Raw genomic sequence first — 24,603 nt, 5'->3', positions numbered from 1 at the left:
CGTTGGGGCCATGGCGTAAGAGCCGAAGAAAGCCTTGTTGAAGCTGTGACCGGCGGGACGGATGTCCCCGAATACGGCAAATGCCCGCCCCGGTACGGGACGGGCACATGCGCTGCGGAACGGCCCGGGCGTTACTTCTTGCCCTTCTCGCCGCCGCTGTCGTCGGTGGACAGCACCGCGATGAAGGCCTCCTGCGGGACCTCCACGTTGCCGACCATCTTCATCCGCTTCTTGCCTTCCTTCTGCTTCTCCAGCAGCTTCCGCTTACGGGAGATGTCACCGCCGTAGCACTTGGCGAGGACGTCCTTGCGGATCGCGCGGACCGTCTCACGGGCGATGACCCGGGAGCCGATGGCGGCCTGGATCGGCACCTCGAAGTTCTGCCGCGGGATGAGCTCGCGCAGCTTGGCGACCAGCCGCACGCCGTACGCGTACGCCTTGTCCTTGTGCGTGATCGCGGAGAACGCGTCGACCTTGTCGCCGTGCAGCAGGATGTCGACCTTGACAAGATCGGACATCTGCTCGCCGGTGGGCTCGTAGTCCAGCGAGGCGTAGCCGCGGGTCTTGGACTTCAGCTGGTCGAAGAAGTCGAAGACGACCTCGGCGAGGGGCAGTGTGTAGCGGATCTCGACGCGGTCCTCGGAGAGGTAGTCCATGCCCAGCAGGACGCCGCGGCGGGTCTGGCACAGCTCCATGATCGCGCCGATGAACTCGCTGGGCGCCAGGATCGTGGCCCGGACGACCGGCTCGTGCACCTCGTCGATCTTGCCGGTGGGGAACTCGCTCGGGTTGGTGACCTCGTGCTCGGCGCCGTCCTCCATGAGGACGCGGTAGACCACGTTCGGCGCGGTGGCGATCAGGTCGAGGCCGAACTCGCGCTCCAGGCGCTCCCGGATGACCTCCAGGTGCAGCAGGCCCAGGAAGCCGACGCGGAAGCCGAAGCCGAGCGCGGCGGAGGTCTCCGGCTCGTAGACCAGGGCGGCGTCGTTGAGCTGGAGCTTGTCGAGGGCCTCGCGGAGCTCCGGGTAGTCCGAGCCGTCCAGGGGGTACAGGCCGGAGAACACCATCGGCTTGGGGTCCTTGTACCCGCCGAGTGCGTCGGTGGCCCCGCCCTGGAACTGGGTGATCGTGTCACCCACCTTGGACTGGCGGACGTCCTTCACACCCGTGATCAGGTAGCCCACCTCGCCGACGGACAGGCCGTCGGCCGGGAGCATCTCGGGCGAGTTGGTGCCGATCTCCAGCAGCTCGTGGGCGGCGCCGGTCGACATCATCCGGATGCGCTCGCGCTTCTTGAGCGTGCCGTCGACGACCTTCACGTACGTCACCACGCCGCGGTAGGCGTCGTAGACCGAGTCGAAGATCATCGCGCGGGCGGGGGCGTCCTTGACGCCGACCGGGGCCGGCACGTCGCGGATGACGCGGTCCAGCAGCTCCGGGACGCCGACGCCGGTCTTGGCGGAGACCTTGAGGACGTCGGACGGGTCGCAGCCGACGAGGTTCGCCAGCTCGGCGGCGAACTTCTCGGGCTGGGCGGCCGGCAGGTCGATCTTGTTGAGGACCGGGATGATCGTGAGGTCGTTCTCCATCGCCAGGTAGAGGTTGGCGAGGGTCTGGGCCTCGATGCCCTGGGCGGCGTCCACCAGGAGGATGCAGCCCTCGCACGCGGCGAGGGAGCGGGAGACCTCGTAGGTGAAGTCCACGTGGCCCGGGGTGTCGATCATGTTGAGGATGTGCGTCGTCTTCGACTCGTCCTCACTGGGGGCCCAGGGGAGGCGGACCGCCTGCGACTTGATCGTGATGCCGCGCTCGCGCTCGATGTCCATCCGGTCGAGGTACTGCGCGCGCATCTGCCGCTGGTCGACCACACCGGTCAGCTGGAGCATCCGGTCGGCAAGCGTGGACTTGCCGTGGTCGATGTGCGCGATGATGCAGAAGTTGCGGATCAGAGCCGGGTCGGTACGGCTCGGCTCGGGCACGTTGGTAGGGGTCGCGGGCACGCAGGATCCATTCGGTGACTTCGGCGTTTGCACGCCAGCCTCGGCGGGAGTCGGGTATACGACCCCTCCATGCTCCCATGAGCGGCGGCAACCGTCCGGTTTGGGCGGCCCGAGCCCCTGCTGGTAGCCTGGTCCACTGTGCCTGGCGTGCCCTCTACACGCCGCGGGCACATTCGAACTCCAACGAACCTGAAAAGGCTCTTTTCGTGGCGAACATCAAGTCCCAGATCAAGCGGAACAAGACCAACGAGAAGGCGCGCCTGCGCAACAAGGCCGTCAAGTCCTCGGTCAAGACCGTCATCCGCGCGGCCCGCGAGGCGATCGCCGGTGGCGACGCCGCCAAGGCCACCGCCGCTGTCGCCCTGGCCGGCAAGAAGCTGGACAAGGCCGTCAGCAAGGGTGTTCTGCACAAGAACGCCGCCGCCAACAAGAAGTCGGCGCTGGCCAAGCAGGCTGCGGGCATCAAGGCCTGACCCCCTTCCGGGGCTCGCCCCGGACCCGTCGGTACGGGTCAGCGGACCCTCTCAACCGCTCCGGACCGGCATCCGTGCCGCACACGGACGTTCGCCACGTGCGTGCGGCACCCTGAACGATCTCGAAGGCCCTGTGTCTGTCCCCTTCCCCGGGGCGGACACGGGGCCTTCGGACTTTTCCGGGGGCGTTCGGGCCCCCGGGCCCGTCCGTCAGCGCCGGCTGCGGGCCGCCCGCGCCACCGCGACGACCGCCTCCTCCAGGGCGTACTCCGGATCGTCGCCCCCGCCCTTGACCCCGGCGTCCGCCTCCGCGACCGCCAGCAGGGCCGCGGCGACACCGTCCGCCGACCAGCCGCGCATCTGCTGCCGCACCCGGTCGATCTTCCACGGCGGCATGCCCAGCTCCCGCGCCAGATCCCCGGGACGGGCCCCCCGCGGGGCGGAGGCCAGCTTGCCGATGGAACGGACGCCCTGGGCCAGGGCGCTGGTGATCAGGACGGGCGCGACGCCGGTGGCCATCGCCCAGCGCAGGGCCTCCAGGGCCTCCGCGGCCCGGCCCTCCACCGCCCGGTCCGCGACGGTGAAGCTGGAGGCCTCCGCACGGCCCGTGTAGTAGCGGGCGACCACGGCCTCGTCGATGACGCCCTCGATGTCGGCGGTCAGCTGCGCACACGCACTCGCCAGCTCACGCAGATCGCTGCCGATCGCATCCACCAGCGACTGGCAGGCCTCCGGGGTCGCCGAGCGGCCCAGCGTGCGGAACTCCCCGCGGACGAAGGCCAGCCGGTCGGCCGGCTTGGTCATCTTCGGGCAGGCGACCTCCCGGGCCCCGGCCTTGCGGGCCGCGTCCAGCAGGCCCTTGCCCTTGGCGCCGCCCGCGTGCAGCAGCACCAGCGTGATCTCCTCGGCGGGCGCGCCGAGGTAGCCCTTCACGTCCTTCACGGTGTCCGCCGAGAGGTCCTGCGCATTGCGCACGACCACGACCTTGCGCTCGGCGAAGAGCGACGGGCTCGTCAGCTCCGCGAGGGTGCCGGGCTGGAGGGCATCGGGCGTGAGGTCCCGCACGTCGGTGTCCGCATCGGCGGCGCGGGCCGCCGCGACCACCTCCTGCACGGCACGGTCGAGAAGGAGATCCTCCTGGCCCACGGCGAGCGTCACGGGGGCGAGCGGGTCGTCTGCAGCTGTCTTCCTGGCCATCGTGTCCAGCATCCCATGCGCCGGTGACAGACCCCCCTCGCCGGTCTCCGGAGCATGCCGCACAATATGCGAGTGAGCAGCACTTTCTCCTCCTACAGAGCCTCAGATTCCGTACGGCACCTGCTGGTGCTCCCCGACCGCGAAGCGGCCGAGGAGGCGGCCGAGGAGGCCGCCTCGCGCCTCCGGCTGGACGACGACCCGCAGGTCGTGCGCGAAGCCCTCGCCGGGGAGGACGACGCCGAGGACGCCCAGTGGCTGGTCGTCGTGGAGGACCCCGACGGCGACCTGGACGTCTCCCTCCTGCGCGAGCTCGCCGAGGAGTACGACGGCTGGCTCGAGGCGGAGTGACCCGCCGGGAGCCCTGAGCCACCGGCCCGGCGGCCCCGAGCGGGCTCGGACACGCCCTACGGCTCGCGGAGCTCCGGCACCCGGTCAAGAGCGATGCCGAAGTACTTCCGGTACGCGCCGAGGACCTCGTCCTCGGCGAGCGTCCGCTCCAGCCTTCCGGAGGCGTCGGTGATCACCAGCTTGCGGCCGCTGAGCGTGACCCGGTCCGTGCCGGTCCCGGCCGGCAGGGAGCAGAGCAGCGACCGGGTGAAGGGCGACTCCGGCGACGTCCGGTGCCACCAGCAACCGGGCACGAAGTCGGCCAGCTCCCTGGGGCGTTGCTCCAGCCGGTACTGCAGCTTGCCGTCCTTGAACACCTCCAGGTCGTCCCCCTCTTCTTCTCCTTCGGCCTCCGCTATGCGGAACACACCTGCCGGGTCGCGCTGTTCGCCTCGCTCGCAGTAGTCCAGCGGGTAGAGGCTGTGCGCGCCGGCACCGACATCCACCAGCCACGAGCGCGGGGTCCCCGCCGCCCCGCCCTGTCCCTGCCCCTGGCCCGTCTCCACGCGCAGCGCCAGGTGGTCGTAGGGGATCCCGAGCGACCCGTCCGGCATCACCATCCGCGCCGCCAGCAGACTCACCCGGTAGCCGAGGGCGGTCAGCAGGTGGGCGAAGGCGCCGTTGAGCTCGTAGCAGAAGCCGCCGCGCCCTGCCTGCACCACCTTCTCCACGAGGGCCCCGCCCTCCAGCACGATCTCCTCTCCCAGATGGATCGACAGGTTCTCGAACGGCACGGCGACGATGTGCCGGAAGTGGAGCTCGCGCAGCGCCTCCGCATCGGGGGCGGGCGGGCGAGGGACGTCGATGTGGCGGAGGTAGGCGTCAATATCAGTGGAATCCATGGTTCAGTTATGCCGCATGCACGGCAGCCGGGACATCGGGCCCCGGTCCTACGTCTGCGGCTGCGGCTGCGGCCCGCGGTGACGGCCGTCGCCGCGCCCGTCACGGCCACCGCGCCGTCGGTGTCCGTCCGCAGCACCGTCGCGCCCTGCTCCTTCAGCGCGGCGACCGTCGCCGCCGCGGGGTGGCCGTAGCGGTTGTGCGTGCCGACCGAGATCAGAGCCAGCCGGGGATGCAGGGCCCGCAGCAACTGCGCGTCCTGGTGCGCGGATCCGTGATGGGCGACCTTGAGGACGTCCACCGGCGGCAGGCCCGGATACACCTCCGACAGGGCCTGTTGCGCGGGCGGTTCGAGATCCCCGAGCAGGAGCAGCGTGAGACCCGCGGTGCGGACGAGCAGCACGAGGCTGGCATCGTTGGGACCGTCCTCGGCCGCCGCGGAGGTGCCCGCGGGCGGCGGCCACAACACCTCCCACGACAGGTCACCGAGCTGCCGCCGCTCCCCCGCCACGCCTTCGGTCACCGGCACGCCCGCCCGCGCGGCGGCGCGGTGCACGAACGCGGCCCTGCCGGGCGGCCGGGCGAACGGCGTCGTCTCGATCATCCCGACCGCGCGGCCGTGCAGCACGCCCGGCAGCCCGTCGACGTGGTCGGCATGGAAATGGCTCAGGATCAGCAGCGGGATCCTCTCGACCTGCAGCGCCCGCAGGCAGGCGTCCACAGCGTGCGGCTCGGGCCCGGCGTCCACGACCACGGCGGCCCCGTCGCCCGCGGCGAGGACCAGGGCGTCCCCCTGACCGACGTCGCAGGCGGCCAGCCGCCAGCCGGAGGGCGGCCAGCCCGTGACGGCCCGGGTGAGGGGGGCCGGGCGGACGACCGCCAGGAGCAGGAGCAGGGCCAGCCCGGCACAGGCCCAGGGCCTGCGGAGCAGCCGCACCCGGCGGGCGGCCGGGACGGCGGCCGCCGTGACCGCGGCCAGCAGCAGGCAGCCGGTCCAACCGCCAGGCCAGGGCAGCGCGGCCCCGGGGAGCGCCGCGCCCGTGCGGGCCACGACCGCGGTCCAGCCGGCGGGCCATCCGGCGAGCCAGGCAAGGCACTTGGCGGCCGGCAGGGCGACCGGGGCCGCGGCCATGGCCGCGAAGCCCAGCACGGTGGCGGCGGCGACCGCCGGCTCGGAGAGCAGATTGCACGGGACGGCCACCAGGCTCACCTGCGCCGCCAGCAGGGCGATCACGGGCCCGCAGACGGCCTGCGCCGCTCCCGCGGCGGCGACCGCCTCCGCCAACCGGGGCCGCAGGCCGCGCCGTTGGAGCGCCTCGCTCCAACGGGGCGCCAGGGTCAGGAGGGCGCCGGTCGCCAGGACGGAGAGCAGGAAGCCGTAACTCCTCGCGAGCCAGGGGTCGAAGAGCACCAGCAGGAGCACGGCCGCCGCCAGGGCGGGCAGCAGGCTGCGGCGGCGGCCGGTGCCGAGTGCCAGCAGTGTGATCAGGCCGCAGGCGGCGGCGCGCAGCACGCTCGGGTCCGGGCGGCAGACGATCACGAAGCCGAGCGACAGCGCTCCGCCCAGCAGTGCGGTGAGCCGCAGCGGCAGGCCGAGGCGTGCTGCGAGGCCGCGGCGCTCGGCGCGGGCGGAGAGATGGGAGGGGCCGATGAGCAGGGCCAGCAGGATGGTGAAGTTGCCGCCGGAGACGGCGAGGAGGTGGGTGAGGTCGGTGGCGCGGAAGGCGTCGTCGAGGTCCGCGGGGATGCGGGAGGTGTCCCCGACCACCAGGCCGGGCAGGAGCGCCCGCGCGTCCGGGGCGAGGCCGTCGGTGGCCCGGCGCAGGCCGGAGCGGAGCCGGGCGGCGGCGCGCTGGAGCGCGGTCGGCGGAGCGATGACGTGCGGGGGCTCCCGGCCGCTGACGCGGACGACCGCGGCGATGCGGTCGGCGGCTCCGCCGAGGGTGGGCAGGGCCAGTCTGCCGTGGAGCCGGATCCTGGTCGACGGCAGGAGGCCGAGCCAGGAGCGTTGGCCGGCCATCACGAGCACGGGGGTGCGGAGCGCGGTCGTGCCGGCCGGGCCGTCGAGGCGGGTGGCCTCGGCCTCCAGGACGACGGTGGAGCCGGAGCGGGCGGTACGGGGATCGTCGGCGACCGTCGCCTCCAGGGTCACCTCCGCGGTGCGACGGGCGAGTTGGGGCAGGGGGCCTCGGTGGACGGCGGTGCCGGCCAGGACACCGGCCGTTGCGCCGGCGCAGGCACAGAGGAGGGTGGCGGCGAGGGCCGCCGCGGTGACGGTGGTGCGGTGCCGGGCCGCCAGGACGGCGGCCGCGGCGAGGGCGACGGTGCAGGCGAGGGCGACGGCGGCCGAGCTCGCGCTCAGGGCGAGGGCCGCGGCCAGCCAGGCGGCGATCGCCGGGGCGATCAACCGGAGGTCGGGCGGGGGGTCTTGGGGTGGGGGGTCCTGGGGCTGAGGGTCTCGGGGCTGGGTGGCGTCGAGGTCGGGTGCGGGTCCGGGCTGCAGGGCGCCCGCCCTCGTACCGCCCCCGAAGGCGGCCGCAGGCCTCATGGCTGGACCAGAGCCCGAAGGTCCGCGAACCGGTGTGCGCCGATACCGGTGACCTGGCGGAGGTCCGTGACCTCGTGGAAACCGCCGTGCTGGGTGCGGTAGTCCAGGATCCGCTTCGCCAGGACCGGGCCCACGCCCGGGAGGGACTGGAGCTGTTCCTGCGTCGCCGAGTTGAGGCTGACCGGGCCTCCCGGCGCACCGCCCGGCGCAGCCGCCGGGGGTGCGCCCACCACGATCTGTTCGCCGTCGGCCAGGACGCGGGCCCGGTTGAGCGCCGTCGTGTCCGTGCCGGGGCGGGCGCCGCCCACCGCCTCCAGGGCGTCGGCCACCCGCGCGCCCTGCGGCAGGTGCAGCACGCCGGGGTGCTGCACCTTGCCCGCGACGTCCACCACGACCGTCCTGCGCGCCGCGGGCGACGCCGTGGCCGCGACCGGCACCGGCTCCCGGGCGGGCGGGCGCACGGTCTGCGGGCGGCCCTGCCAGAAGTGGTACGCGGCGAAGACGGCCGCCGCCATCAGGACCACTGCCAGCGCGGCCAGGGTCCGCGGTTCGAAGCCGCATCTCGTCTGCAGCCACAGCGGGATGCGCTCCCGCGCCGCGAGCCGCCAATCGCCATGCCTGCCGCCGGGGGCGGTCATCGTCGTCGTCATGGAGCGACCGTAGGGCGGTTGCGGCATCTCCGCTGAGACGGCCCATATTCCGTGGATAACCCCGCAGTTGTGGATAACTTCGTCACCCACGGGGCCCCGCAGGGCCGCCCGCGCCCCCGCTACCTCGGCGAGACCACGACCCCCAGCAGCCCCGGCCCCGTGTGCGCCCCGATCACCGCGCCCACCTCGCTCACATGAAGCTCCACCACGCCGGGCACCCGGTCCCGCAGCCGTTCCGCGAGCTGCTCCGCGCGCTCGGGGGCGGCCAGGTGGTGTACGGCGATGTCCACGGGGGCCGTCGCGGCGCGCTCGACCGCGATCTCCTCCAGGCGGGCGATCGCCTTGGACGCCGTGCGGACCTTCTCGCGCAGCTCGATGCGGCCGCCGTCCAGTTGCAGCAGCGGTTTGACGGCGAGCGCCGAGCCCAGCAGCGCCTGCGCGGCGCCGATGCGGCCGCCGCGGCGCAGGTAGTCGAGGGTGTCGACGTAGAAGTAGGCGGCCGTGCCCTGTGCCCGCTTCTCCGCGGCGGCCACGGCCTCGTCGAGGGTGCCGCCCGCCCGGGCCGTCCCGGCCGCGGCCAGGGCACAGAAGCCCAGGGCCATCGCGACCATGCCGGTGTCCACGACCCGCACCGGCACCGGCGCCTCGCGCGCCGCGAGGACCGCCGCGTCGTAGGTGCCGGAGATCTCGGCGGAGAGGTGGAGGGAGACGATGCCCTCGGCACCCGCTTCCGCGGCGGCGCGGTACGCGGCGGCGAAGGCCTCGGGGCCGGGGCGCGACGTGGTGACGGACTTGCGCTTCTGCAGGGCCTGGGCGACCGATCTGGCCGAGATCTCCGTGCCCTCCTGGAGCGCCTCGTCACCCAGGACCACCGTCAGCGGGACGGCGGTGATGCCGTTCCGCTCCATCGCCTCCTGCGGCAGGTAGGCCGTGGAATCGGTGATGATCGCGACATGGCGGGACATGCTCCGGAGGTTACCCGCCGGGCCGCCCGGGCGGCAGCGCGGCCCGGGTCCTCATGATCGTCAAGTGGTGCTTTCCGGCCGCCGGGCCTTCTGCCAGGAATACCCCGGCTGGCGCCAGGCATTCCGGCCGTCGATCGCCGCGCGCCGGGACTCGGGCCCGGGCGCCGCCCCGCCCGCCTCCGGCGCCACACCCGCCGGCTTCTCCGCCGACGTCTCCGCCGGCTTCCCGGCCGGTTCCGTGTCCCAGTGCCGCAGGGCGCCGGACTCCATCCGGATCTGCTCGTTCAGCGTCGCCAGGTCGTCGTCCGCGAACTGCCGTGCCCTGTCCTGCGCGGCCCACCGCAGCGAGTCGGCCGACTGCGTGATGCTCTCCGTGCGCTCCCGCAGGGAGGGCAGGCACGCGGCGACACGTGCCCTGTCCGGCTCGCTCTCCAGGCGCCTGAGGTCCTCGTCGAGCTCCCGGCCGTGCGTGCTCAGGCGCTCGAAGAGGGCCAGCGACTCCGACAGGGAGGCGTCCTCCACGACGCCGGTGCGCAGGGCCTCCTGCGTGGCCCGCATGGACGTGCGCAGCGAGAGCCGCAGCTGGGCGACCTCGCCGGCCGCACCCGGCTGGGTGTACTGCTTGGCCTTCAGCCGGGTGTCCTCGACGGTGCGGCGGGCCTCGGTGACCGTGCGGTCGACGCTGCGCTTGACGGCCCGGACCGCCTTGACCGTGCCGATCACTGCGAAGGCGAAGAGGATCGCGCAGATCACAGCGATGATCGCGGCCGCGGCTACCATGCTTGCTCCCCAGCGAGGTCGGAGTTCGGGACGGACTTCGTTGCTTCCACCGTAAACGCAACGGGCAGGCCGGCGGTTCCATTCGAACCCCCAACCTGCCCGTAGGGACAAACCCTTATCCCCTGGCGCAGCCGGTTACGCCGGGACGATGTTCACCAGCTTCGGCGCCCGCACGATGACCTTGCGGATCTCCGCGCCGCCCAGGGCGGCGACGACGGCCGGGTCGGCCAGCGCGACCTTCTCCAGCTCCTCGTCGGAGATCGCCGGCGGCACCTCCAGGCGGGCCTTGACCTTGCCCTTGAGCTGGACGACGCAGGTCACGGTCTCGTCCACGACGTAGGCCGGGTCGGCGACCGGGAAGTCCCGGTGGACGACCGAGTCCTGGTGGCCGAGCCTGCGCCACAGCTCCTCGGCGATGTGCGGGGCCAGCGGGGCGACCAGCAGCACCAGCTGCTCGGCGACGGACCGCGGGACCTCGTCCAGCTTGGTCACGAAGTTGTTCAGCTCGGTGAACTTGGCGATGGCGGTGTTGAACCGCAGGTTCGCCATGTCCTGGCCGATGCCGTCGACGGCCTTGTGCAGGGCGCGCAGCGTCGCCTCGTCGGGCTCGGCGTCGACGACCGTGACCTCGCCGGTGGCCTCGTCCACCACGTTGCGCCACAGGCGCTGCAGCAGGCGGTACTGGCCGACGACGGCACGGGTGTCCCAGGGGCGCGAGACGTCCAGGGGGCCCATGGCCATCTCGTACAGGCGCAGCGTGTCCGCACCGTACTCGGCGCAGATCTCGTCCGGCGTGACAGCGTTCTTCAGGGACTTGCCCATCTTGCCGAGCAGTCGGCTGACCTTGCCGCCCTCGTAGTAGAACGCGCCGCCGTCGCGCTCCTCGACCTCCGCCGCGGGCACGGCGATGCCGCGCGCGTCACGGTAGACGTAGGCCTGGATCATGCCCTGGTTGAAGAGCTTGTGGAACGGCTCGGAGGACGAGATGTGGCCCAGGTCGAAGAGCATCTTGGACCAGAAGCGGGCGTACAGCAGGTGCAGTACGGCGTGCTCGGCGCCGCCGACGTACAGGTCGACACCGCCCAGGGGCTGCCCCTCGCGCGGGCCCATCCAGTAGCGCTCGGCGTCGTCGGAGACCAGGCGCTCGCCGTTGTGCGGGTCCAGGTAGCGCAGCTCGTACCAGCACGAACCGGCCCAGTTGGGCATGGTGTTGGTCTCGCGGCGGTAACTTCGTCGACCACGTCCGTCGCCCAGGTCCAGGGTGACGTTGACCCACTCCTCGTTGCGGGAGAGCGGGGTCTCCGGCGAGGTGTCGGCGTCGTCCGGGTCGAAGGTGCGCGGCGAGTAGTCCTCGACCTCCGGCAGCTCCAGCGGGAGCATCGACTCGGGCAGCGCGTGGGCGACGCCGTTCTCGTCGTAGACGATCGGGAAGGGCTCGCCCCAGTAGCGCTGACGGCTGAACAGCCAGTCGCGCAGACGGAAGTTGACGGTGCCCTCGCCGATGCCGCGCTCGGTCAGGTGGGCGATGACGGTGCGCTTGGCCTCGTCGACCTGCATGCCGTTCAGGTCGATCTCGTCGTTGGCGGAGTTGATGGCCGGGCCCTGGCCGGTGTAGGCCTCGCCCTCCCAGCCCTCGGGCGGCTGCACGGTGCGGACGATCGGCAGCTCGAAGGCGGACGCGAACTCCCAGTCGCGCTCGTCCTGGCCGGGGACGGCCATGATCGCGCCGGTGCCGTAGCCCATCAGCACGTAGTCGCCGACGAAGACGGGGACGCGCTCGCCGGTCAGCGGGTTGGCGGCGTACGCACCGGTGAAGACACCGGTCTTGTCCTTGCCCTCCGTCTGGCGCTCGACGTCGGTCTTGGACTGCGCCTGCTTGCGGTAGGCGGCGACCGCCTCGGCCGGGGTGGCGGCACCGCCGGTCCACGACTCCTTGGTGCCCTCCGGCCACGCGGCCGGGACGATGGAGTCGATCAGATCGTGCTCGGGGGCCAGCACCATGTAGGTGGCGCCGAACAGGGTGTCCGGGCGGGTGGTGAAGACCGTGATCTTCGCGTCCGGGCCGTCGGACACCCGGAAGTCGACGCGGGCGCCCTCGCTGCGGCCGATCCAGTTGCGCTGCTGCAGCTTGATGGCCTCCGGCCAGTCCAGCGGCTCCAGGTCGTCCAGCAGGCGGTCCGCGTAGGCGGTGATCCGCATGTTCCACTGGCGCAGCTTGGCCTTGAAGACCGGGTAGTTGCCGCGCTCGGAGCGGCCGTCGGAGGTGACCTCCTCGTTGGCCAGCACCGTGCCCAGGCCGGGGCACCAGTTGACCGGCGCGTCCGACGCGTAGGCCAGGCGGTAGCCGCCCAGCACCTCGTCGCGCTCGGCGGCGCTCAGCTCGCCCCACGCACGGCCTCCGGGGACCTCGCGCTCGCCGCTCTCGAACTGCGCGATCAGCTCACCGATCGGACGCGCCTTACGGGCGCTGTCGTCGTACCAGGAGTTGAAGATCTGCAGGAAGATCCACTGGGTCCACTTGTAGTACTCGGGGTCGATCGTGGCGAACGACCGGCGCTTGTCGTGGCCCAGGCCCAGCCGCCGCAGCTGGGCCTTCATGTTCTCCATGTTGGCCTCGGTGGAGACCCGCGGGTGGGTGCCGGTCTGCACGGCGTACTGCTCGGCGGGCAGGCCGAAGGCGTCGAAGCCGAGGGTGTGCAGGACGTTGTGCCCCGTCATGCGGTGGTAGCGCGCGTAGACGTCGGTGGCGATGTAGCCGAGCGGGTGACCGACGTGCAGGCCCGCGCCCGAGGGGTACGGGAACATGTCCATGATGAACTTCTTGGGCCGCGCCACGACGGCCGCGTCGCCGGCCAGCTCACCGCTCGGGTTCGGCGCCGCGTAGGTGCCTTCGGCGTCCCAGACGTCCTGCCAGCGCGCCTCGATGTCAGCGGCCAGCGCGGCCGTGTAGCGGTGCGGCGCAGCCACCTCGGCGGCGGTTGTGGTCTCGCTCATCGTCCTCAAAGCTCCATCGATCGTCGTCTCTGCCTGCCCGGAAATGAAAAATCCCCTCGCACAGGAGGGGACGCCGCGCCGATTCCGACCGGAGATCACCGGTCGGCGCTGATCAGCGCGGCTCGCTAAGCAGGAGGCGTACGGCACGCATGCGGTCAGGTTACACCGGCGGCGCCAGGGCCCGCACCGAGGTGGCGGGCCCTGACGCGCTGATCAGTGACGCATCGGTGACGCGGTACTGCCGGCGTCAGTGACGCGAACGCGGGATGTACGAGGTCACGTAGTTGTCGGCCGGGGTGCCGACGCCGGTGACGTTGTCGTAGCCCACGCCGGCCGAGAGCGAGCTGTCGCCGCCGAAGCTGCGCAGCGAGGTGACCGTGCCGCCCTTGGCGTCGACACCGTTGACGAAGTCCACGCGCACGTTGGCGATGCCCTGGCCCTGGCCGAGCGGGTGGTCGGTGACGTCGTGGTAGGCGGAGGTGCCGAAGCGGTCGTAGATGCCCGGGTTGGCGAAGCCGATCGGCGCGCCGCCGCGTGCCTGCTGCGCCAGGGCCTGGACGCCCGCGATCACCGGAGCGGCGAGCGAGGTGCCGCCGATGCGGTACTCGTCGTACTTGACGGTGCCGTCGGAGAACGTCTGGGTCTGGCCGACCAGGAAGCCGGTGGTGGAGTCGGCGACGGCCGCGATGTCCGGCACGACGCGCATCGGCTTGGCGGTGCCGTTGATCTTCGACAGCGCGTCCGGGACCACGTTGCGCTGGTAGAACGGCTGGTCGTAGATGGTGCTGGTGCCGCCGCCCGCGCCACCGGTGAAGGTGCCGGGGAAGCTGTCCCAGTTCTGGCTGTCCTTCGACAGCGGGGCCTTGTGCGTGCCCCAGCCGGTCTCCCACAGGTACGTGTTGCCCTTGCCGACGGCGAGCGAGGTGCCGCCGACGGTGGTGACCCACGGGGAGTTGGCCGGCGAGTCGACGGTCTTCGCACCGTGCTTGGCGACGTTGTCGCCGTCGTCACCGGAGGAGAAGTAGAAGCCGATGCCCTCGACGGCGCCCTGCTGGAAGAGCTGGTCGTAGGCGGCCGCCACGTCCGGGGACTCGTTGGCCTCCACGTCGCCCCAGGAGTTGGAGACGATGTCGGCCAGGCGGTTGTCGACGACCTTGTGCAGGGAGTCGATCAGGTCGTCGTCCATGCAGGACTTGCCGCCGACGTAGACGATGTCGGCGTCCGGCGCCACGGCGTGCGCGGCCTCGACATCCAGGGTCTCCTCGCCGTACCAGCCGGACGCGTCGCACTCGTTGGGTGCGGTGTGCGACCAGTCGGAGGGCAGCACCTGCGACAGCTGGCCCTTGCGGTAGGCCTTGTCGCCGTTGCGCTTGGCGTACTCGGCGGCGTCCTTCGCGATGGTCGGCGACGCGAACGCGTCGGTGATCGCGATGGTGACGTTCTTGCCGGTGTAGTTCTTCGCACCGTACACGGCACGCAGCTGCTTGCCCGTGTAGCCCTTGATGGCGTACGGCGCCTTGCCGCCGTAGGCGGACGGCAGGTCGGTGTTGACCTTCGAGCCGTAGTAGGTGGAGAACGGGCCGGCGTTGCGGAAGCCGGCGCCCGGACCGGGCAGGGTGTCGTTGCGGTGGGCCAGACGCGGGGCGTTGTTGAGGCCCACGACGGTCAGAACGGCGTTGCCCAGGTTGGCGGGGACGGAGGCCGTCTTCGCCGGGGCGTGGTAGGTCTTGCCGTCCTTGTCGTAGTTGTGGAGCTCGGTGCCGAAGGCCTTCTTGGCCGCGGCGGCGTCACCGGTGACGGTGACGTAGTGGTCGTTGCTGCCGGTCACCTCGAGGCCGGAGGACTTCAGCCACGCGGTGACCTGGGCTATCTGCGCCTTGGTCGTGCCGAAGCGCTCCTTGACCTGCTTCGGCGTCAAGTACTTGCCGTACGAGGCCGACTTGGGGTCGGAGACGGACCGGGCGTAGTCCGCCAGACCCTTCGCGTCCTGGCCCGCCAGGTAGACGCGGGCGGTGACGTTGTTCGAGGCGGCAGTGGTACCGCGGTCGGCCTGGTCAGTGGCCCACTGCGGCTTGGTGCCCACCAGTGCGTGGCGGTCGTGCGGACCGGAGTCGGCGTGAGCGGCCGGTACGCCGAGCGTCAGGGCTCCGGCGACCAGCGGCAGCGCTGCGGTCAGGGACAGTCCGGCGCGCGCTCTGGAACGGCTTGTTCTCAAAGAAACCCCCTGCGATGCGAGTCGTCGCAATCGTCGTGTGTGGCGTCACTCTTTCGATGAACTGTTCATCCATGGGACATGAGTTCGCCAAGAAGAGGTCAAGGAAGTTTCGAGGAACAAGAGGCGTCGTGGATTCAAAAACCGTTTATGGGCGGTTTATTGGTAATGCGGATACCGAACGCGGCCCGAACGGACCGACGCTAGCAGTAGTACGGGCGTGCGCACCGAGGTTGCGCAAAGCGGACCGGGCGGCGCGGGACGGCGCCTAGCGTGCCGGGCCATGGACCTCCACGGATTCCCCGGGCTGCTCGACCGGACCGCCGGCGTGCTCACCCTGGTCTCGCTGACCGCGACCGTCGCCTGGGGGCTCGTCGCCGCCGACCGGTGGCTCATGGGACCGCGCGGGCGGCTGCTCGCCCAGGCCGTGCACCGGGCCACCGGTACGTGTGCACTGGGCTTCCTTCTGGCGCACATCGGCGTCAAGGTCGCCGAGTCGCATGTGTCGGCGGAGGCGGCACTGCTGCCCTTCGCCTCCGGCGGAGTGCTGATCGGGCTGGGGGCGGTTGCGGCCTACTTGATGGCGCTGGCAGCGGCAACCGGGGTGCTGCGGGGCACCCTTGCCGGGCGGGGGCGGGGCGCCGCCCGGCGATGGCGCGCGCTGCACGCGTGTGCGTATGTGGCTTGGTGCACTGCACTCGTCCACGGCCTGAACGCCGGTCGCGCACCGGCGGGTTGGGTGACGGCCTGCTATGCGGTGTGCGTGACGGGGGTGTTGGGGGCGTTGGTGTTGCGGGTGGCGCGGGTGGGGGTGCCGCGGGGGCGGAGGGGGGTGCCCCGGTCCCTCCCCCTGCCTTCGGCGGGGGGACCCCCATTCACCGTTTCTCGGGGGGCAAGCCCCCCGAACCCCCCGCTTCAGGGACTCAGGGGTGTGGGCAGGCGTTCCGCAGGGCGGAACGGGTGGGCACACCCTGACCACCGGGCAGCAACCCACACCGGTAACCACGCCCGGCGGTCACTGTCATGACCGCCTTGCCCGACACCCTCGCCCTCGGCGAACCCCGGCTCACCGCCGGATTCGACGACCACGCCCGGCTCGACCGCCGAGCGCACCTCGCCGTACACGGCTCCGCCCCCCGGTTGAGTGCGGCAGAGCTCATCTCCCTCGCCGAGGCGACCGCACTCTGCGGCCGCGGCGGCGCAGGCTTCCCGTTCGCCCGGAAGCTGCGTGCACTGGGCAAAGGCGTACCCGCCGTCGTCGTCAACGGCTGCGAGGGCGAACCCGCCTGCCGCAAGGACGCGGTCCTGCTGCGCCGCGCCCCGCATCTGGTGCTGGACGGCGCCCTGCTGGCCGCCGAGGCCCTGGGGGCCCGCACGCTCGTGGTCGGGGTGACCCGGGACGGCGCGGAGGCGTCCGTGCGGGACGCCCTGGCCGAGCGCGGCCTGGCCGACCGGCGCGGACGTACCCTGCGCGCCCGCGTCGTGCGCCTCCCGGAGCGCATGGTCTCCGGCGAGTCCTCCGCCCTGCTGCGCGCCGCGGACGGCGGCCCCGCACTGCCGCCGGGCCGCCGTGTGCACGCCACCGCGCAAGGGCTGGGCGGTGCCCCGACGTTGCTGTCCAACACCGAGACCTTCGCCCAACTCGCCCTGGCCGCCCGCCGCGGAGCGCTCGGCACGCTCCTGCTCACCGTCTCCGGCGCCGTCCCGCAGCCGCGCGTGGTGGAGGCCCCGGAGGGGGTGGCGCTGCCGTACGTCCTGCAGCGGTGCGGCGCCGAACCGGTGCCGCAGGGGGTGCTGGTCGGCGGCTACCACGGGCTCTGGCTCGACGCGGAGCGCGTGACCGGCGCCGTCCTGTCGTACGGGACGGCGGGCGCGGGCGCCGTGCTGCCGCTGCCCGCCGCGACCTGCCCGCTGGGCGAGACGGTGCGGGTGGCCCACTGGCTGGCCGCGGAGTCCGCCGGGCAGTGCGGGCCGTGCCGGCTCGGACTGCCGTCGCTGGCGGGGGCGCTGGCGGACGTCCTGGCGGGCGGCGGGCAGAGCGCCCTGGAGGCCGTACGGGACGCGGCGCGGGCCGTGCACGGGCGCGGGGCCTGCGGGCATCCCGACGGGGCGGCCCGCTTCGTCCTGAGCTCCCTGGCGGCCTTCACGGACGATCTGGCGGCGCACGTCCTGGGCGGCGGCTGCGGGCGCGGCACGGCGGGCGTACTGCCCCTGCCGCAGGCCGCCGGGCCGGTGCCCGCGGCCGGGGAGCGGCTGGCGGTGGACTGGACGCTGTGTGAGGGGCACGGCCTGTGCGCGGACCTGCTGCCCCGGCTCGTACGGCTCGGCCCGGACGGCTATCCGTCACTCGCGGACGCCGCCGTGCCCGCGCACCTGCGGGTGCGCGCGCAGCGGGCCGTGCGCCGCTGTCCGGCGCTGGCACTGCGCCTGGAGGGCCCGGCGGCCGGAAAACGGTGAGAGGGTCGTCCGAACCGGACGACCCTCTCAACCTCTGTGGAGCTAAGGAGAATTGAACTCCTGACCTCCTGCATGCCATGCAGGCGCTCTACCAACTGAGCTATAGCCCCTTGTTTTGTTTTCCCGCCCGGTTTCCCTTGCGGTCTCCCTGGCGACATGGAATACATTACACGGCCCTCCCCCCCATCCGCCAAATCGGTTGACGGGAGGCCCCATTTGTCCGTTTCACCCGTCAGGCTGTGGCGAACGAGTAGAAGCGTTTGAGGGTGCAGTGCTCGTCGAGCAGCCGCCCGTAGATCGGTTCGCCCTCGAGTTCGCGGTAGGTCTCGATGGGGTCGCCCTTTATGATCAGCGCTCGCGCGCACTCCACGCACCAGTACTGGTAAGCGGAGTTGAGCGGTTCCATGTCGCGCACGATCGGCGTCCCGCTGCCGCACCAGTCGCACTTCCGGCTGTGAGCACCCATGGGTCAGCCCGTTCCCTCCCCTTCGGCCCCGTCCGGCCCCGGACGCCCGATTCTGCCACGGCAGCCCCCGGGAACAGCAACAATCCCGCCCCCCGGGGACCGGGAGACGGGATCATCTGTTCTGTGGAGCTAAGGAGAATTGAACTCCTGACCTCCTGCATGCCATGCAGGCGCTCTACCAACTGAGCTATAGCCCCGCTGTCCTCGGATCTTCCGGGCTTTCCCCCGCGTTCCCCGCGAACAAGAAGAACTTTAGCCTGCCACCTGCCCGGATGGGAAATCGGGCTCGGCGGGGGCGGTCAGTCGTCGTCGCCGAGCACCGGCTCGGGCAGCGTCCCGGCGTTGTGCTCCAGCAGCCGCCAGCCGCGGGCACCCTCGCCCAGCACGGACCAGCAGCAGTTCGTCAGGCCGCCGAGCGACTCCCAGGAGTGGGACGGCAGGCCGAGCAGGCGGCCGATGGTGGTGCGGATCGTGCCGCCGTGGCTGACGACCACGAGCGTGCCGCCGTCGGGCAGCTTGTCGGCGTGCGCGAGGACGACCGGGGCGGCCCGGTCGGCGACCTCGGTCTCCAGCTCGCCGCCGCCGCGCCGGACGGGCTCGCCGCGCTTCCACGCCGCGTACTCCGCGCCGTACCGCTCGATGATCTCGTCGTGCGTGAGGCCCTGCCACACGCCCGCGTAGGTCTCGCGCAGCGCGGCGTCGTGGACGACCTCGTGGCCCGTGACGGCCGACAGCTCGGCGGCGGTGTTCCGGGCGCGGACGAGGTCGGAGGCGATGATCGCGTCCGGCCCCAGCGCGGCCAGCAGCCGGGCGGCCCGGCGCGCCTGGGCCACGCCGGTGCCGGTCAGCTCGATGTCCGTGGAGCCCTGGAAGCGGCGCTCCAGGTTCCACGCCGTCTGACCGTGACGCCACAGGACGATGCGACGGCCCCGGCCGCCCCGGCTGCCGTTCAGCTCAGCTCACCGTCCGCACCGGCCTCGGCGGCCTGCGCGCGGGCGAGCTCCTCGCCCTTGCCGCGGGTCGCGGCGGCGTCGGCCGGCAGCTCGATCTCCGGGCAGTCCTTCCACAGGCGCTCCAGCGCGTAGTAGACGCGCTCCTCGCTGTGCTGCACGTGCACCACGATGTCGACGTAGTCGAGCAGCACCCAGCGGGCGTCACGGTCGCCCTCGCGGCGGACCGGCTTGGCGCCCAGGTCCTTCAGCAGCCGCTCCTCGATCTCGTCGACGATCGACTTGACCTGGCGGTCGTTGGGGGCCGAGGCCAGCAGGAAGGCGTCGGTGATCGACAGCACGTCGCTGACGTCGTACGCGATGATGTCGTGCGCGAGCTTGTCGGCGGCCGCCTGGGCGGCGGCCTGGATGAGCTCGATGGAGCGGTCCGTGGCGGTCACAAGCCATGCTTTCGGTCAAGAGGGTCAGTACGCCTCAAGGGTCTCACGACCCGGCGACAGCCCTCCTGACCATTTCCCGCCGGTCCTCGCCGCTCCCGGAACGGCCCGCGCTCAGGACCCGGCCTTGTAGTCCTTGCCCAGCACCACGGCGATGTCCGCGGTGCCCGCGCTGCCGCCCTTCTTCACCGCGCCGTCCGGCAGGCCCAGGGTCTTGGCGACCTCCTTGGCCTCCCCCGCACGCAGGTCGTCCGTGTACGTCACGGAGGACGTGGCCTCCGCGGCACCGGCCCGGCCGCCGTCGACGTAGGCGTAGCCGCCGTTGGCGAGAGCGACCTGTGCCGCTGCGGCTCCGCTCTTGCCGCCTGTGGCGTCCTTCACACTCACCCGCGGTGCGGCGTTCTTGTCGGCGTTCTTCACCGTGCCGCCGAGCACGTCCTTGACCACATCGGCGCTCTTGTCGGCGAGCGTCCCGTCCTGCTGGACGGGCAGCAGCCGGGTGTCGTAGGAACCGGCCTTGGCCCGCGCCGCGAGCCCGGCGAGGGAGGCGCCGAGCTGCTTGACGGACAGCGACGGGTCGGGGATCTGCGCGAGCGACTCGACGGTCGTGGTGGCCGCGTCCGGGTCGGTGGAGATCTTCTTCAGCACGCCCTGCATGACCTGGCCGAAACGGGTCAGCTGACGGTTCGGGTCCTCGCCGTCCGCACGGTAGGTGGCGTAGGCGACGGCGGCCTGCCCGTTGAGGCTCTGGTCCTTGCCCTGGGAGACGACCGGACGGTCGCCCGACGCGGCGCCCGGCACGGTGGCGTCGGCGTCCACGGTGATGCCGCCGACCAGCTGGACCAGGTTCTCCAGGTACGGGGTGTCCAGCCGCCAGCTGCCCTTGACGCCCGCACCGAGCAGGGTGTTGAGGGCGTCACGGGTGCCGCCGGTGCCGGCGTCCTGGACGGACTTGCCCAGGGTCGTCGCCCCGCCGCCATCCTTCGCCACGACCAGGGAGTTGGGCAGCAGGACGGTCGTGCCCTTCTTGCTGCCCGCGTTGTCGACCAGCAGGGCCGTCGAACTGCCGCCGCCCTTGGTCTCCTTCAGGTGCACGACGATCACATCGCGCTGCTGCGCTCCACCCGACGCCCCGGCGCCCTTCTTCCCTCCGGAGTCCGACAGCAGGAACCAGCCGACCGCCGCGCCGACGGCGAGCACCAGCACCACGACAAGGGCGATCACACGGTTGCGTCCCTTGCGCTTGCGCTCGTCACGCCGTTCGGTGCGGCTCTCGCTGAACTTGAGCCAGTCGATGACGTCTTCGGAGTCCTCGTCCGGCTCCTCGATGAAGGAGAACTGCTCGGTGCGGTAGTCCGGCGCCTGACGGGGTTCGGGGATCTTCTCAGCGGCCGGGGCGACGGGCTGGGTAGCCGACGCCTGCGGCTCCTCGGGAGCGGGCGGACCCGACTGGCGGGGGATCCACTCCTGTTCGGCCTGCTGCACGGGCTGGGCGGCGGACTGAGGCTGCGGTGCGTGCTGCTGCGCCTGGTACGGGTCGTAAGGCTGCTGCTGAACGGGCCGGCCGTACGGGTCGTAGCCGTAGGACTGCTGCTGCGGCTGCGCCTGCTGGACCGGCTGACCGTAGACGTCGTACACGCGCTCCGGCGCATCAGGCCGGTACACCGGCCGGCCATAGGCGTCGTAGCCGTACACCTGTGGTTGCTGTGCGTACGGGTCGTGTGCGTACGGGTCCTGTCGGTCGTTCACCAGTGCCCCTCGGTGCCCATCGAGTCCGGATGTCGGCGGGACTCAGCCGTCGTGACGGTACAGCCTGCGCTTGTCGATGTAGCGCACCACACCGTCGGGCACGAGGTACCAGACAGGTTCGCCCTCGGCCACGCGCGCCCGGCAGTCGGAGGAGGAGATGGCCAGCGCCGGGACCTCCACGAAGGAGACGCGGTCCTCGGGCAGGCCGGGGTTGGCCAGTATGTGCCCGGGCCTGGTGACCCCGATGAAGTGGGCGAACGAGAAGAGCTCGTCGGTGTCCCGCCAGGTGAGGATCTGCGCCAGGGCGTCGGCGCCGGTGATGAAGTACAGGTCCGCGTTCTCGTTGAGCGACCGCAGCTCGCGCAGGGTGTCCACGGTGTAGGTGGGACCGCCGCGGTCGATGTCGATGCGGCTGACCGAGAACTGCGGGTTCGACGCGGTGGCGATCACCGTCATCAGGTAGCGGTCCTCGGCCGGGGAGACCTTCCGGTGGCTCTTCTGCCACGGCTCCCCGGTCGGCACGAAGACCACCTCGTCCAGGTGGAACTTCGCGGCCACCTCGCTGGCGGCGACCAGGTGGCCGTGGTGGATGGGGTCGAACGTTCCGCCCATCACGCCGAGCCGCCGCTTCACGGGCTCTGTCTGCTCTTCCATGCGTGCAGACCCTACTGGGCACGGCTCGGGGGCCCGCCCTCAGGGACCGGTGGGGTCAGCGGTCGCGGTTGAAGCGGGTGGTGATCCAGAGCAGGAGCAGCAGGATGACCAGGGCGGCGCCGCCGGTCATGTAGGGGCTGATGCTCTTGTGGGTGTCCACGTGCTCGCCCTCGGAGGCGAGGGAGACCAGGGCTGAGTGGGCAGTGGCGATGAACATCGGCAGCAGGACCTATCCGGTGACGTGGTCGGGTGGAGACTTCTGCCACATCGTATGCGGGCCCTTACGCCAACCTCACGCCGACTCCGCCAAGTCCGCGTACGGCCGTCCGCGGCCGGTCCTCGGTCAGTCCTTCTTGCGGTAGCCGCGCAGCAGGAACCAGGCGGTCAGCGGGACGCCGATCAGGCCGACGAGCAGAACCGTGCGCAGGACGGGGCCGGGGCCCACGTCCTCCTTGGAGACGGCCAGCAGCATGGGGAAAGCAGGGTGAGCAGTGAAACCATCGATGAGGGGCATGCCTCCACGGTAGCCATGTCCGAGTCACGGCCTAGGCTGGGGTCCACAGCCGGGGGACGGGCCGTGCAGCAGCCCACCGAGGGGGTCGCCATGAGTGACGGCAGTATCGACCACAGCACCGAGCCCGCACGGGAGCGCAGGCGCTTCCCGGACCTCTCCTCGCGTGCGTACGAGCATCCGGCGGACCGCTCGGCCCTGGTGGCCCTGCGCAAGCTCAGCGGTTTCGACACGGTCTTCAAGGCGCTGAGCGGCCTGCTCCCCGAGCGCAGCCTGCGGCTGCTGTACCTGTCGGACTCGGTACGGGTGAGCGAGCAGCAGTTCCCGCACCTGCACGCGATGCTGGTCGACGCGTGCGCGGTGCTGGACGTCCCCGCGCTCCCGCCGATGTACGTCACCCAGGACCCGCAGCCCAATGCGATGTGCATCGGCCTGGACGAGCCGATCATCGTGGTGACCACGGGCCTGGTGGAGCTGCTGGACGAGGAGGAGATGCGGGCCGTCGTCGGGCACGAGACGGGCCATGCGCTGTCCGGGCACGCGGTCTACCGCACGATCCTGCTGTTCCTGACGAACATGGCGCTCAAGGTCGCCTGGATCCCGCTGGGCAACATCGCGGTGATGGCCATCGTGACGGCGCTGCGCGAGTGGTTCCGCAAGTCCGAGCTCTCGGCGGACCGGGCGGGCCTGCTGGCCGGCCAGGACCTGCAGGCGTCGATGCGGGGCCTGATGAAGATGGCCGGCGGCAACCACCTGCACCAGATGAACGTGGACGCGTTCCTCGCCCAGGCCGAGGAGTACGAGCGCGGGGGCGACCTGCGCGACTCGGTGCTGAAGATCATGAACGTGCTGCCGCGCAGCCACCCGTTCGCGACGGTGCGGGCGGCGGAGCTGAAGCGGTGGGCGGAGAGCCGGGACTTCCAGCGGATCATGGACGGGCACTACCCGCGGCGGTCGGAGGACAAGGACACCTCGGTGACGGACTCCTTCAAGGAGTCCGCGAGCCACTACGCGGAGTCGGTGAAGGCGAGCAAGGATCCGCTGATGGGTCTGGTGCGGGACGTGGCCGGGGGCGTGGGCGACCTGGGCGGCAAGCTGTTCGGGCGGGGGCAGGGGAACCGGGGGAACCAGGGGAACCAGGGCTAGGGCCTGGGCTCCGCGCCCGGGGCCAGGGAGCCGCAGAGGGCCGTCTGGGGGACGCCCGTGGCGTACGGGTCCGTGTCCGCCGGGCCGCCTGCCGCGGCCCGCTGGCCGGCCAGCAGCGGCCGCAGGTAGGACGCGTCGTCCGCCGAGCAGGACTCCGGGCCCGCCTGCACCGCGCTCTGCAGCACCTGGACGTGGTGTTCCTGCAGGTCGTCGCGGTCGAAGCGGAACTTCACGGTGCGCCGCACGGTGAACAGCGAGGCCTGGGCCGACTGCCCGGCCCCCGGCTTCGCCGGGCGCACGGCGTAGACGAAGGTGTGGTCCGCGGAGACCTCGAGCGCCGCCGGCGAGGCCTCCGTGACGGAGAAGACGCCCTGGGTCCGGACGGGCGCGTCCGCGAGGGCGACCTGGGACGGGTCGAAGCGGACCAGCCAGCCGGTGGCCTCGTGCAGGCCGTCGTCCGCGGGCCGGTCGAAACTGCGGTCGAACTGGTCCAGCTGGGCGGGGGCCAGCAGCAGCCGGACGGTCCGCTGGGAGCCTCCGGTGAGCACGGCCGGGTCGAGCGCGGACTTGACCGTGTACTCCTTGGCCGTGGCGAGCGCGGCCATCACGAGGGACTCGGAGAAATTCTGGGTGCGCCGTACGGCCGGGAGGGTGACGCCGTCGGTCCCGTCGCGGAACTGGACGGCCGGACTGTGGTCGAAGAGCGCCCTGGCGTCCCCGCCGGGCACGGCATCGTGCGGGGCGAGCGGGACGAGGGCGACGCGCAGCGGCTCCGCGGAGGGCGGCCTGGGCTCCTTGTAGGGGTGGCGCAGGCCCATGTAGACGGCCGTGCCGAAGGCGAGGGTGATCAATATGACCAGCAGGAGGACCTGGCGCGAGGCGCTCACGCGCACCCAGGCGTGCCGGGTGCGGACGGCCGGGGCGTGGTCGTCCATGCGCTCGCGGGCGGAGAACTCCCGGAGCCGGGCAGCACGGACGAACGATTCGTCGAAGACGACGGATCGGTACTCTTCGTCGCCACCTCCCGGGGCACCCTCGGGCGTGCCCTCAGGTGGGTCTCCAGGCCCGTCCATACCTCAAGAGTAGGTCCGTCGGGGCTTCGGTAAACGCGCTGGTACGCGACAAGTTCTGACGAAAATTCACTCCGTCGGGTGAACGGATGCCGGTTCCGCTTACGGGCGCGCAGG

The 24,603-nt window shown here is 71.9% G+C and carries 21 protein-coding genes and 2 tRNA genes; 4 read left to right on the top strand and 19 right to left on the bottom strand.

Annotation, left to right across the window (positions count from 1 at the left end):
- Positions 1–131: 131 nt before the first annotated feature.
- A complete protein-coding gene (gene lepA, locus ACMATS_RS26010; protein ID WP_391151432.1) occupies positions 132–2,000 on the bottom strand; it encodes a translation elongation factor 4 in 1,869 nt (622 codons plus the stop codon).
- 206 nt (positions 2,001–2,206) lie between these two features.
- On the opposite strand from lepA, the gene rpsT reads away from it, so the two are divergent.
- Complete coding sequence (gene rpsT, locus ACMATS_RS26005) at positions 2,207–2,473, top strand: 30S ribosomal protein S20 (protein ID WP_336411660.1); 267 nt, start codon at positions 2,207–2,209, stop codon at positions 2,471–2,473.
- A 210-nt stretch (positions 2,474–2,683) separates the two neighbouring features.
- Here rpsT and holA read toward each other — a convergent pair whose 3' ends face one another.
- Positions 2,684–3,670: a DNA polymerase III subunit delta gene (gene holA, locus ACMATS_RS26000; RefSeq protein WP_414169250.1), complete on the bottom strand. Its 987-nt coding sequence runs from the start codon at positions 3,668–3,670 to the stop codon at positions 2,684–2,686.
- 72 nt (positions 3,671–3,742) lie between these two features.
- Between holA and ACMATS_RS25995 the strand changes: the two genes are divergently transcribed.
- Positions 3,743–4,018, top strand: coding sequence for a hypothetical protein (locus ACMATS_RS25995; protein WP_390780249.1), 276 nt, complete (start codon positions 3,743–3,745; stop codon positions 4,016–4,018).
- A 56-nt stretch (positions 4,019–4,074) separates the two neighbouring features.
- Here ACMATS_RS25995 and ACMATS_RS25990 read toward each other — a convergent pair whose 3' ends face one another.
- The 7 genes from ACMATS_RS25990 to ACMATS_RS25960 all read right to left on the bottom strand — a co-directional run bounded on the left by ACMATS_RS25990 (position 4,075) and on the right by ACMATS_RS25960 (position 15,049).
- Positions 4,075–4,770 (bottom strand): arylamine N-acetyltransferase family protein, encoded by a 696-nt coding sequence (locus ACMATS_RS25990; protein WP_414170797.1) that lies wholly within the window; start codon positions 4,768–4,770, stop codon positions 4,075–4,077.
- The gene (locus ACMATS_RS25985) at positions 4,656–7,445 is read right to left on the bottom strand and encodes a ComEC/Rec2 family competence protein (RefSeq protein WP_414169249.1); all 2,790 of its coding nucleotides are present in this window, start codon (positions 7,443–7,445) and stop codon (positions 4,656–4,658) included. Before ACMATS_RS25985 ends, ACMATS_RS25990 begins: the two co-directional genes overlap by 115 nt.
- A complete protein-coding gene (locus ACMATS_RS25980; RefSeq protein WP_390780247.1) occupies positions 7,442–8,095 on the bottom strand; it encodes a helix-hairpin-helix domain-containing protein in 654 nt (217 codons plus the stop codon). The genes ACMATS_RS25985 and ACMATS_RS25980 overlap by 4 nt, the downstream gene beginning before the upstream one ends.
- A gap of 119 nt (positions 8,096–8,214) precedes the next feature.
- Complete coding sequence (locus ACMATS_RS25975; RefSeq protein WP_171082363.1) at positions 8,215–9,060, bottom strand: DegV family protein; 846 nt, start codon at positions 9,058–9,060, stop codon at positions 8,215–8,217.
- A gap of 60 nt (positions 9,061–9,120) precedes the next feature.
- On the bottom strand, positions 9,121–9,840 hold the full coding sequence (locus ACMATS_RS25970) for a hypothetical protein (RefSeq protein ID WP_414169248.1): 720 nt from the start codon (positions 9,838–9,840) through the stop codon (positions 9,121–9,123).
- A 135-nt stretch (positions 9,841–9,975) separates the two neighbouring features.
- Positions 9,976–12,834: a leucine--tRNA ligase gene (gene leuS, locus ACMATS_RS25965; RefSeq protein ID WP_390780245.1), complete on the bottom strand. Its 2,859-nt coding sequence runs from the start codon at positions 12,832–12,834 to the stop codon at positions 9,976–9,978.
- 247 nt (positions 12,835–13,081) lie between these two features.
- Positions 13,082–15,049 (bottom strand): protease pro-enzyme activation domain-containing protein, encoded by a 1,968-nt coding sequence (locus ACMATS_RS25960; protein WP_390780244.1) that lies wholly within the window; start codon positions 15,047–15,049, stop codon positions 13,082–13,084.
- A gap of 1,020 nt (positions 15,050–16,069) precedes the next feature.
- Here ACMATS_RS25960 and ACMATS_RS25955 point away from each other — a divergent pair.
- Entirely contained in the window at positions 16,070–17,503 is a 1,434-nt protein-coding gene (locus ACMATS_RS25955) for an NADH-ubiquinone oxidoreductase-F iron-sulfur binding region domain-containing protein (RefSeq protein WP_414169247.1), read from the top strand.
- Positions 17,504–17,540: 37 nt separating this feature from the next.
- Here the strand turns inward: ACMATS_RS25955 and ACMATS_RS25950 are convergent.
- From ACMATS_RS25950 to ACMATS_RS25910, 9 genes are all read right to left on the bottom strand, one after another.
- Positions 17,541–17,613, bottom strand: a tRNA-Ala gene (locus tag ACMATS_RS25950).
- Between the two features lie 122 nt (positions 17,614–17,735).
- Positions 17,736–17,969 carry a hypothetical protein gene (locus ACMATS_RS25945; RefSeq protein WP_171088339.1) on the bottom strand — a complete coding sequence of 78 codons (234 nt, stop codon included), beginning with the start codon at positions 17,967–17,969 and terminating at the stop codon, positions 17,736–17,738.
- 124 nt (positions 17,970–18,093) lie between these two features.
- Positions 18,094–18,166, bottom strand: a tRNA-Ala gene (locus ACMATS_RS25940).
- Between the two features lie 102 nt (positions 18,167–18,268).
- Entirely contained in the window at positions 18,269–18,922 is a 654-nt protein-coding gene (locus tag ACMATS_RS25935; RefSeq protein WP_390780330.1) for a histidine phosphatase family protein, read from the bottom strand.
- Positions 18,919–19,359: a ribosome silencing factor gene (gene rsfS, locus ACMATS_RS25930; protein WP_336411649.1), complete on the bottom strand. Its 441-nt coding sequence runs from the start codon at positions 19,357–19,359 to the stop codon at positions 18,919–18,921. Before rsfS ends, ACMATS_RS25935 begins: the two co-directional genes overlap by 4 nt.
- A gap of 111 nt (positions 19,360–19,470) precedes the next feature.
- Entirely contained in the window at positions 19,471–21,105 is a 1,635-nt protein-coding gene (locus tag ACMATS_RS25925; RefSeq protein WP_414169246.1) for an LCP family protein, read from the bottom strand.
- 42 nt (positions 21,106–21,147) lie between these two features.
- Complete coding sequence (nadD, locus tag ACMATS_RS25920) at positions 21,148–21,759, bottom strand: nicotinate-nucleotide adenylyltransferase (protein ID WP_414169245.1); 612 nt, start codon at positions 21,757–21,759, stop codon at positions 21,148–21,150.
- 55 nt (positions 21,760–21,814) lie between these two features.
- The gene (locus ACMATS_RS25915) at positions 21,815–21,976 is read right to left on the bottom strand and encodes a hypothetical protein (RefSeq protein WP_171087980.1); all 162 of its coding nucleotides are present in this window, start codon (positions 21,974–21,976) and stop codon (positions 21,815–21,817) included.
- Between the two features lie 126 nt (positions 21,977–22,102).
- A complete protein-coding gene (locus ACMATS_RS25910) occupies positions 22,103–22,273 on the bottom strand; it encodes a hypothetical protein (protein WP_390780335.1) in 171 nt (56 codons plus the stop codon).
- A gap of 90 nt (positions 22,274–22,363) precedes the next feature.
- On the opposite strand from ACMATS_RS25910, the gene ACMATS_RS25905 reads away from it, so the two are divergent.
- A complete protein-coding gene (locus tag ACMATS_RS25905) occupies positions 22,364–23,416 on the top strand; it encodes a M48 family metallopeptidase (protein ID WP_414169244.1) in 1,053 nt (350 codons plus the stop codon).
- Here the strand turns inward: ACMATS_RS25905 and ACMATS_RS25900 are convergent.
- Positions 23,413–24,489, bottom strand: coding sequence for a hypothetical protein (locus ACMATS_RS25900; protein WP_390780239.1), 1,077 nt, complete (start codon positions 24,487–24,489; stop codon positions 23,413–23,415). The two genes, ACMATS_RS25905 and ACMATS_RS25900, sit on opposite strands and share 4 nt — an antisense overlap.
- Positions 24,490–24,603 lie beyond the last annotated feature (114 nt).

It is taken from the genome of Streptoverticillium reticulum, from assembly GCF_047456005.1.
Classification (GTDB): Bacteria; Actinomycetota; Actinomycetes; order Streptomycetales; family Streptomycetaceae; genus Streptomyces; species Streptomyces reticulum.
The sequence above is the reverse complement of the archived record's forward strand: the minus strand, read 5'-3'. Positions and strand labels throughout refer to the sequence as shown.